Consider the following 8,975-nt stretch of genomic DNA (forward strand, 5'->3'; position numbering starts at 1 on the left):
GTCGTGTAGACCTGCACGTAGTCGAAGCCCGCGCCCTGCCAGAGGGTGAGGCGACGGCCGTCGGGGGCGGTCAGCGAGTGCCGTACGAGTCCGTCGGCATCGCGCTCGAGGTCGGCGAAGCCCGTGTCGAGGCTCACATCCCCCACGCCCACGCCGTCGCGCAGCGCGGCATCGGCCGGGTGGGTGCCGGTGGGGAGCATCCGCTCGTCGGTGTCGAAAGCGGTCTGCGCCGGCACGCGCAGCACGAGGTCGCTCGGGTCGACGTCGCTGATCGTGAGGAACGGATGCGTTCCCAGGGCGACGGGCGCGGCGGTCGCCGAGCGGTTGGTCAGCGCGTGCGTCACATCGATGCCGTCGGCACGCAGCACGTATGTGACGCTCGTCTCGATCAGGTACGGGTAGCCGGTCTGGGGCACGATCGTGGCGCTCAGCGTGGTCGCCGACGCCGTCTCTTCGATGTTGTACGCGGTGAACCGCAGCAGTCCATGGCTGGCGTTGGCGAACTTGGGCTCGGTGATCGCGAGCTGCCGCTCAGTGCCCTCGTCGCTCCAGCGCCCGTCGCGCACGCGGTTGGGCCAGGGCGCGAGCACGACGCCCGAGCACGACGGGGTCGGCGAGTCGAGAGGATAGGGCGCGATGAGATCGACCGAGCCGATGCGGAGCGAGCGGAGCGATGCGCCGACCTGCGCGACCTGAGCGCTGACGGCGCCGAGCTGAAGGTGCACCTGGGTGCCGGTGGGGGATGCGGAGTTCACCCCGCCATCGTATGGCGAGCCGCATCCGTGAGGGGACTGAGGACTCTTTCAGGTGCGACCGCTACACTTGTCGGGTCGGCTTCGGACACCTGCGCATGGCGCAGACGTTTTTGTGTAAGAAGTGTGAGTCCAGGGGCCGATGGTGAGCGTCGCTCGACGCTAATCAACCATCACATGAATGGCCCCGGCCGCTGACAGTCCGGAACCCCGCCCGATCGCATCCGATCCGGCGCAGGGTGTTCGCGCGTGTGCGCGGCGCCGTTCTCGTGCGAGAACTCAGAAGGACACCCCCATGCCCAAGAACAAGAAGCCCCGCGGCGGACGCCCCTCGGCCAACTTCGAGCCGCGTTACGGCGCGAGCAAGACCTCGTTCCACGACCGCCACGCCGGCGGCCGTGACGCCGGTCGCGACGGTGCTCGCGACACGCGTGATTCCCGCGATGCTCGCGGCGGACGCGCGGATGCCGGTGAGCGTCGCACCCCGACCGCCGGTTTCGACCGTCGCCCCGGCAGCCGCAGTGCCGGCCACCGCGGCTACCGCCCGGCGGAAGAGGGCGGCGCCCCCAAGCAGCGCTGGAGCGCTCAGGAGCGTGCGGGCCGCGACGAGTCGCGGGGCATCCGCAACCGCGCTGAGTCGGGTCGCCGTGAGGCACCGCACAATCGCGACGACCGTCCGCGCTACAACGACCGCTCCTCCACGGGCTTCGATCGTCCGCGTCGTGATGACCGCGGCGGCCAGCGCCCGACCGGTCCCGGCACGTACCGCGATGAGCGAGGCGGCCAGCGCGACGAGCGTCCGCGCCGTGACGACCGCGCGGGGACGCAGCGCCAGGGCTTCCGCGACAACGATCACCGCGATGGCGGACGCCCGGGCCGTGACCAGCGCTCCGGTGGCTTCCGTGACGACCGCGGTGGCCAGCGCTCCGGTGGCTTCCGTGACGACCGCGGTGGCCAGCGCTTCAACCGCGACGACCGTCCTGCCCGTTCGGGCGACCGCACCGAGCGTCCGCGCTTCGACCGTGCCGCATCCGAGCGTCCGCGCTTCGACCGTGACGACCGTCCTCGTCGTGACGACCGTGGCGCAGGCCCGCGTCGTGATGACCGTGGCGGCGCCGAGCGCCCCGGGCGCTCCTACGACGCCGACCGGGCGCGTCGTGCGTTCGATCGTGACCGCACTCAGCGTTCGATCGAGGGCGGCCGCGACGAGCGTTCGCGTCCCTCGACCGGTGGCGCGTACCGCACCGAGCGTCCCCGCCCGTTGACGTCGGACACCCGCGGGCGGCCGTCGCGCAACGAGCGACCCAGCCGTAACGACTGGAACGCCACGGCAGCACCCGCCAAGAAGTTCGAGCAGACGGATGACGTCGTGCACGAGCGCCTCGAGGCCAAGTCCGTCGCAGCAGTCGAGGTCGACGGTGTGACCTTCGGCGATCTGGGTCTCGGATCGAACATCGTCGAGACCCTCGTCGGCATGGGCGCGGCGACGCCGTTCCCGATCCAGGCGGCCAGCATCCCCGCTGTGCTCGCCGGTCGCGACGTGCTCGCCCGTGGCCGCACCGGCTCGGGCAAGACCATCGCCTTCGGCGCACCGCTCGTCGAGCGCGTGCTGCAGTCGCAGGCAGGCAAGCGTCGTGAGTTCGGTCGGTCGCCCCGCGCGATCATCCTCGCTCCGACCCGCGAGCTCGCGCTGCAGATCGACCGCACGATCCAGCCGATCGCCCGCAGCGTCGGCCTCTTCACGACGCAGATCTACGGCGGTGTGCCGCAGGGCCGCCAGGTGGGTGCACTGAAGAAGGGCGTCGACATCGTCATCGGTACGCCCGGTCGTGTCGAAGACCTCATCAACCAGGGCAAGCTCGACCTCTCGGACTGCCGCATCGCGGTGCTCGACGAGGCCGACCACATGTGCGAGCTCGGATTCGTCGAGCCCGTGCAGCGCATCCTGCGTCACACGGCCGACGGCAGCCAGAAGCTCCTCTTCTCGGCGACCCTCGACCGTGAGGTCGCGGCTCTCGTCGACGAGTTCCTCGTCGACCCGGCCGTCTACGAGGTCGCCGGCGAAGACCAGGACTCGAGCACCATCGAGCACCGTGTGCTCGTGATCGAGCACCGCGACAAGGCCGACATCCTCACCTCGCTCGTCGACCGCGACGGAAAGACCCTCGTCTTCGCGCGCACCCGTGCCTACGCCGACATGCTCGCCGAGCAGTTCGACGACGCCGGTATCCCGGCTGTGTCGCTGCACGGCGACCTCAACCAGGCCAAGCGCACGCGCAACCTCGAGCGTCTGACCTCGGGCCGAGTGAACGTGCTCGTCGCGACCGATGTCGCCGCTCGCGGCATCCACGTCGACGACATCGACCTGGTCGTCCAGGCCGACGCCCCTGACGAGTACAAGACGTACCTGCACCGTTCGGGTCGCACCGGCCGTGCGGGTCGTTCGGGTCGCGTCGTCACGCTGATCACGCGTCAGCGCCAGCGCCGCATGACGGAGCTGCTGGAGCGCGCCGAGATCGACGCCCCGTTCGAGAACGCCCGTCTGAACGACGACCTGATCGAGGAGATCGCCGGTCGCGTGCCGACCGCGGCAGACCTCACGGCCTGATCCGTCACGTTCGAAGGCCTCGTTCCCGCATCAGCGGGGGCGGGGCCTTCGTCGTCGCCGCGGCCGACGTGCGGTACAGGGGTGCGGGGTGCGTCGGGTGCGGTCGGGTGCGCGTCCAGCGAAGGAGATCTCTCACTCCGAAGGACTGATGCGTCGGATTGCTCCTTCGGAGCGCGTGATCTCCTTCCGAGCGTGCGGTGCGGGTTTCGCGGTACAGGGTGAGATCGGTTGCGGTGACGTCCTCTCGGGAGGAGAACTCCTCGTGGGGAGGGCGAACTGTCGGGAAGCATCCTCCCGACAGGAGTTCTCCGCCCGAGGGCGCGTCAGCCGAGCTGGTGCTCGTGGATCGCCGTGGTCAGCGTCGTGCCGTTGAGGTCGAGATAGAGAACCTGCTCGGTCACGGTGAGGGTCATGGTGTTGCGCCGCGCGATGAGCGGGGCGGCGGAGTCGATGAACCCGCGGTCGAAGCTGAAGACCCGGATGTCTTCGGAGCGATGGATGCGCTTGTCGGCCCACGGCGCCATGACCTTCAGCGGGTCGCGGTGCGTGTACACGACGGTGCGTTCGGCGAGGCGGCTGCCGTAGTGCAGTCGCTCGGCGTCGGGGGCGCCGACCTCGATCCAGGCGGTGGTCTGGCCGGTGAGGTCGCGCACGAGCACGGCCGGTTCATCGGTCTGCGAGATGCCGCCGCCGAACGTGATGCCCTCGGTGAACTCGAGGCCGTAGGCGAGCACGCGGGTCAGCATGTAGGCGTCGGTCTCGGACGGATGCCGCGCCACGCGCAGCGAGAAGTCGTCGTACACACCACGATCCATGTCGGCCAACTGGACGTCGAACGTGTGCATCGTGGAGCCGGTAGCCATAACGCTCGAGCCTACGCGCCCTTGCCCGAGCCGCTCGACCGTCAGCGCGTCAGCGCGTCAGAGCCGTCAGAACAGCATCGGCTGCGCGGGCGTCGGCGATGGCGCGAACGCGGGAGCCGGGCGCCCATGCGGCGCGGACGCCCGGATGCCGCGCACCGGGTAGTCGTCTTCGTGCGTGCCGTCGAGACCGTGCATTCGGATCAAGGGCCGCGCCCGCTTCGCGAGCCACTGCCGGTACCCCTTCGGCGCCTCGGCGGAGACGCCCGGATACAGCCCTCGATACGACGAGACCAGGTCTGGTCGGAACTCGCCGAGCCACTGCATGAACCAGGGCTTCACCCCGGCCCGCAGGTGCAGTGCGCCGTAGATGACGCGTGTCGCTCCTGCCTCTTTGATCCGGCGCAGGGCGGTGTCGATCGCCTCGACCGAGTCGGTCATGTGCGGCATGATCGGCATCAGGAACACGGTGACGCGGAAGCCCGAATCCCGCAGTGCGCGCACGGTGTCGAGCCTCGCCTGGGTGGTCGGGGTGCCGGGCTCGATCGCCTTCTGCAGATCGTCGTCGTACATCGCGATGGACATCTGGATGTCGACGGGCACCCGCTGCGCGGCCCTCGCCAGCAGGGGGATGTCTCGCCTGATCAGAGTTCCCTTGGTGAGTATCGACATCGGCGTGCCGGACGTGGCGAGCGCGTCGATGATGCCGGGCATCAGCGTGTACCTGCCTTCGGCGCGCTGGTACGGATCCGTGTTGGTGCCGAGGGCAACCGTCTCGTGTTCCACGCTGCCACGCCGAAGCTCTTTCTGCAGCACCTCGACCACATTGACCTTGACGACGATCTGCGAGTCGAAATCCGAACCGCCGTCGAGGTCGAGATACTCGTGCGTGCCTCGGGCGAAGCAGTACACACAGGCATGACTGCACCCGCGATAGGGGTTGATCGTCCACGCGAACGGCATGCGAGAGGCGCCGGGAACGTGACTGAGCGCCGAACTCCACAGCACCTCGTGGAACGTCATCCCTGCGAAAGCCGGGGTCGTCACAGTGCGCAGGACGTTCGATCGATCTTCGAGACCGGGCAGGGCGGCGGCATCGACGTCGCCGAGTTTCTGACCTTGCCACCGCATGTCAGATATTCGAACATAAGAACGAGTGAAGGTCAACTCGACGTGCGACATTTGTTCTAAACCGGTTAAGAGACAATGGAGTCATGCACTTCCCGCCGCAGCCTCAGCATGCGGCGGCGCGCTCCCCGATTCGCGGACCCGCACTGCCCATCGGTCTCGCCGTGGCCGCCGTCGGCATCCTGATGTCGCTGGCCGGCGCATGGGAGGCATCGTCGGTGCGGAGCGAGCTCTCGATGCCGCAGCCGTCGGTCGTGCGAGAGGTGCCCGCCGTCGAGGTGGGAGCCACGACCGCTGCCGACCCCTGCGCAGAGCCCGGTGTGCAGGCGGCGATCTCCGTCGCCGACGACGCGGCGATCATCGCCGGCTTCGGCGGGGGCGAGAGCTTCCGGGCAGCGGTTGTCGCCGGGAACGCACCCTGCATCGCGCTCGACGACCCTGCCCACGTCTGGGTGGTGGTGAACAAGGCGCGTCCGCTCGCGCCGCTCGCGTTCGATCCGCAGTCGCTCGCCGACATCCCGCTGCAGACGACGACCGAGTCGGGGCAGGCGCGGTCAGACGTCTCATCCGCCGTGGGAGAGCTCGCCGAGGCCGCCGACGCAGAGGGGGCGGGGCGCATTGGCGCCAACAACGGCTATCGCTCGTACGAGCTGCAGGTGGCGACGCACGATTCGCACGTGCGAGACAGCGGGCAGGCCGGAGCGGATGCCTCGTCGGCGCGGGCGGGACACAGCGAGCACCAGACGGGTCTCGCCCTCGATCTCGTCGCCTGCGAGTCGTCGTGCGGCGACATCGAGTCGTTCGGCGGCACCGCGCAGGGCGAGTGGGTCGCGGCGAACGCCTGGGAGTACGGCTTCATCGTGCGCTACGAGCAGGTCGGGTCGGGGATCACCGGATACAAGCCCGAGCCCTGGCATCTGCGGTACATCGGCCGTGAGCTCGCGGCCGCCTATCACCAGGGCGGCTATCACACGCTCGAGCAGTTCTTCGGCCTCCCAGCTGCGCCCGATTACGCGCACTGAACAGGCCGCGATCCGGCCCGGACGCCCCTGATGGTGGCATCCGACAACGGCGGTACCGAGTGTCACCGATTGTGGGATGCATTCTCACAACGAGCTGTCGCCGTGTCGGTGGCCCGGCATAGAATCGCCGGAGCAACGACGCACCGACGTTCAGGAGGACGCAATGGAACGCGACATCTACGAAGAGGATCACGAGGCATTCCGCGACCTCGTCAAGGACTTCGTCAAGCGCCACGTCACGCACGAGACGATCGAGAAGTGGGATGCCGACGGCGAAGTCGACCGCGCGACCATGCTCGCCGCCGGTGAAGCGGGAATCATCGGCCTCTCGGTGCCCGAGGAGTTCGGCGGCGCGGGCATGCTGCAGGACTACCGCTTCCGCGCGGTCGTGAACGAAGAGGTCATCGCCGCCGGAGCAGGATCGCTCGCCGGTGCCTTCGGCATCCAGGACGACCTCGCCGTGCCCTACCTCGTGCACATGGGCACGCAGGCGCAGAAAGAGAAGTGGCTTCCCCGCATGGCGACGGGTGAGGTCGTCGGCGCACTCGCGATGACCGAGCCGGGGGCCGGCTCCGATCTGCGCGGCATCAAGACCACGGCGAAGAAGACCGAGGGCGGCTACATCGTCAACGGCGCCAAGACGTTCATCTCGTCGGGAGCGACCGCCGACCTCGTCGTCACCTTCGTCAAGACCGGCGAGGGCAATCGTCCCGACGCCTTCAGCCTCGTGCTGATCGAGAACGGCATGGAGGGCTTCGATCACGGCAAGAAGCTGCACAAGATGGGCTTCCAGGGTCATGACACCGCCGAGCTGTCGTTCAGCGACGTGTTCGTTCCGGAGGAGAACCTCATCGGGGGCAAAGAGGGCATGGGCTTCATCCAGCTCATGATGAACCTGCCTCTCGAGCGACTCTCGATCGGTGTCGCAGGCGCCGCGGCAGCTCAGGCCGCCCTCGACTGGACCGTCGCGTACACAAAGGACCGCGAGGCGTTCGGCGAGCGGATCATCGACTTCCAGAACACGCGATTCAAGATCGCCGACATGGCGACCACCGTCGACGCGCTCTGGGCCTACATCGACCGCGCGCTGCTCGCCTACAAAGAGGGCAAGCTCTCAGCCGAGGAGGCCGCGAAGGTCAAGTTCTGGGCCACGGAGCGCGAGTGGGAGGTGCTCGACACCGGAGTGCAGCTGCACGGCGGATACGGCTACATCACCGAATACCCCATCGCGCGGGCGTTCCTCGATGCGCGCGTGCACCGCATCTACGGCGGTACGAACGAGATCATGCGCGAGATCGTCGGCCGTCAGATCGCCGGCAAGCGCTGACGTACATCTGACACGAAGGCCCCGGATGCCGGCATCCGGGGCCTTCGTGTGCGGTAGCAGGAGCCGAGGCGACGGGCCTCGAACCTGATTCGAAGGCTCAGGCCGAGCAGGTGCGCACCATCGCCGTCACTCGCATCGGCTGGCCGATCGGCGGGGGTCCGTCCGAGCTCGTCGGCGCGATCGATGATGCCCTCCGCCTGCACCTCTCGCTCTGAGAGCGGGGACCCTTGCGCTCGCGGCTCGAGAGAGCGGTTCCTTTCGCGGGCACGGCTTCGGAGATCGTGGCGCGCCGCGCCGGGGACGGATGCCGCAGCACGGCGTGCCGCCACCGGCATCCGACGTTGTGCCCGCGAAGCAGGGTGCGGGGCGGGGGTGAGGTCGGGGGGAGATGAGGTCGGGGGAGGTGAGGCGCGGGGGAGGTGAGGCGCGGGGCTCAGCGCGGCAGGCGAGTCCCGACTCCCGCGCGACGCAGCCGGTCGGCGATGAGGATGCCCAGCGCCGTGCCGCCGAGGCAGCTTGCGAGCGTGATCGCGAAGAAGGTGATCTGCAGGCCGAGGTCGAAGCTGCCGAGGTTGAATGACGTCCAGGCGAGGATCGGATAGACGATGCCGACGATCGCGGCGCCGAGATAGTGCAGCCAGGTTCCCCAGTACCGCCACAGCACGAACAGGAACGGCAGCTCGGTGAACGCCGCCCACCAGAGGTTGGTGGCGACGCTCGAGAATCCGTAGCCCGAGAACGGCACGATCACGAGCCCGGCGAGCAGGCCGACCAGCAGCCCGACGAGCGGGCGCCGCAGCAGACGCAGCGCGATCACCGAGGGCAGCAGCCAGAGCCCGGCGAGGGCGACGCTGACGAACGGGAGGCCGAGGAAGAGGAACGTCGAGATCCAGTTCGCGGGAGCCAGCAGGATGCCGCCGGCGACGCCGAGCGCGGCGCAGGTCAGGAGGATCGCGGTCGGAAACCGGAATCGCGAGCGCCCGGCGCCGGTGCGGGGTCGATTCTCTGCCCCGCGGGCAGGCTCCGCGTACGGGTTCGGGCCGACGGCATCCGCCCCGCTCATGCCCGGGGCCCCGCTGCCGCGTCGCGCGCGGTCTTCGCGAGGCGCCGGTCTTGCGGTAGCCGCAGAAGCTGACGGAGTTCTTGTCGACACCGCGCTCGCCGACGAGAAGCTGGCGGGCGCCGGAGGCGAGTGACTGCTCTCCGGCCGCATAGGCGGGGAACGGCGACTCGGGCAGCGTGAGGTCGCGGAGTCGTCCGAGCGCGAACGCACCAGGA

The 8,975-nt window shown here is 69.0% G+C and carries 7 protein-coding genes and 1 pseudogene; 3 read left to right on the forward strand and 5 right to left on the reverse strand.

What is annotated here, in order from left to right:
- Positions 1-755, reverse strand: a 755-nt coding sequence (locus J7E68_RS07015) for a galactose mutarotase (RefSeq protein WP_215171157.1), incomplete at its 3' end; no start/stop codon positions are given.
- Between the two features lie 292 nt (positions 756-1,047).
- Between J7E68_RS07015 and J7E68_RS07020 the strand changes: the two genes are divergently transcribed.
- On the forward strand, positions 1,048-3,360 hold the full coding sequence (locus J7E68_RS07020) for a DEAD/DEAH box helicase (protein ID WP_215171159.1): 2,313 nt from the start codon (positions 1,048-1,050) through the stop codon (positions 3,358-3,360).
- Positions 3,361-3,683: 323 nt separating this feature from the next.
- Here J7E68_RS07020 and J7E68_RS07025 read toward each other — a convergent pair whose 3' ends face one another.
- Both J7E68_RS07025 and J7E68_RS07030 read right to left on the reverse strand, forming a co-directional pair.
- The gene (locus tag J7E68_RS07025) at positions 3,684-4,223 is read right to left on the reverse strand and encodes a YaeQ family protein (RefSeq protein WP_215171162.1); all 540 of its coding nucleotides are present in this window, start codon (positions 4,221-4,223) and stop codon (positions 3,684-3,686) included.
- 66 nt (positions 4,224-4,289) lie between these two features.
- Positions 4,290-5,351 carry an Rv2578c family radical SAM protein gene (locus J7E68_RS07030; RefSeq protein WP_215171164.1) on the reverse strand — a complete coding sequence of 354 codons (1,062 nt, stop codon included), beginning with the start codon at positions 5,349-5,351 and terminating at the stop codon, positions 4,290-4,292.
- Positions 5,352-5,434: 83 nt separating this feature from the next.
- Here J7E68_RS07030 and J7E68_RS07035 point away from each other — a divergent pair, with 83 nt between their 5' ends.
- Together J7E68_RS07035 and J7E68_RS07040 are read left to right on the forward strand one after the other, a co-directional pair.
- Complete coding sequence (locus J7E68_RS07035) at positions 5,435-6,370, forward strand: M15 family metallopeptidase (RefSeq protein WP_215171166.1); 936 nt, start codon at positions 5,435-5,437, stop codon at positions 6,368-6,370.
- 163 nt (positions 6,371-6,533) lie between these two features.
- Positions 6,534-7,697 carry an acyl-CoA dehydrogenase family protein gene (locus J7E68_RS07040; protein WP_215171168.1) on the forward strand — a complete coding sequence of 388 codons (1,164 nt, stop codon included), beginning with the start codon at positions 6,534-6,536 and terminating at the stop codon, positions 7,695-7,697.
- Between the two features lie 433 nt (positions 7,698-8,130).
- On the opposite strand, the gene J7E68_RS07045 is transcribed toward J7E68_RS07040, so the two are convergent.
- Both J7E68_RS07045 and J7E68_RS19650 read right to left on the reverse strand, forming a co-directional pair.
- Entirely contained in the window at positions 8,131-8,760 is a 630-nt protein-coding gene (locus J7E68_RS07045; protein ID WP_215171170.1) for an ECF transporter S component, read from the reverse strand.
- Positions 8,761-8,875: 115 nt separating this feature from the next.
- Positions 8,876-8,935, reverse strand: a pseudogene (locus tag J7E68_RS19650) (hypothetical protein); the annotation flags it as partial.
- Between the last annotated feature and the right edge of the window lie 40 nt (positions 8,936-8,975).

It is taken from the genome of Microbacterium sp. ISL-103 (assembly GCF_018613995.1).
In the GTDB taxonomy this organism is placed as follows: domain Bacteria; phylum Actinomycetota; class Actinomycetes; order Actinomycetales; family Microbacteriaceae; genus Microbacterium.

What these genes read in the sequence shown, in the direction of transcription:
- J7E68_RS07045 (WP_215171170.1), bottom strand. Translation starts at nt 8,760, where the DNA reads ATGAGCGGGGCGGATGCCGTCGGCCCGAACCCGTACGCGGAGCCTGCC.
- J7E68_RS07025 (WP_215171162.1), bottom strand. Translation starts at nt 4,223, where the DNA reads ATGGCTACCGGCTCCACGATGCACACGTTCGACGTCCAGTTGGCCGAC.
- J7E68_RS07035 (WP_215171166.1), top strand. Translation starts at nt 5,435, where the DNA reads ATGCACTTCCCGCCGCAGCCTCAGCATGCGGCGGCGCGCTCCCCGATT.
- J7E68_RS07020 (WP_215171159.1), top strand. Translation starts at nt 1,048, where the DNA reads ATGCCCAAGAACAAGAAGCCCCGCGGCGGACGCCCCTCGGCCAACTTC.
- J7E68_RS07030 (WP_215171164.1), bottom strand. Translation starts at nt 5,351, where the DNA reads ATGCGGTGGCAAGGTCAGAAACTCGGCGACGTCGATGCCGCCGCCCTG.
- J7E68_RS07040 (WP_215171168.1), top strand. Translation starts at nt 6,534, where the DNA reads ATGGAACGCGACATCTACGAAGAGGATCACGAGGCATTCCGCGACCTC.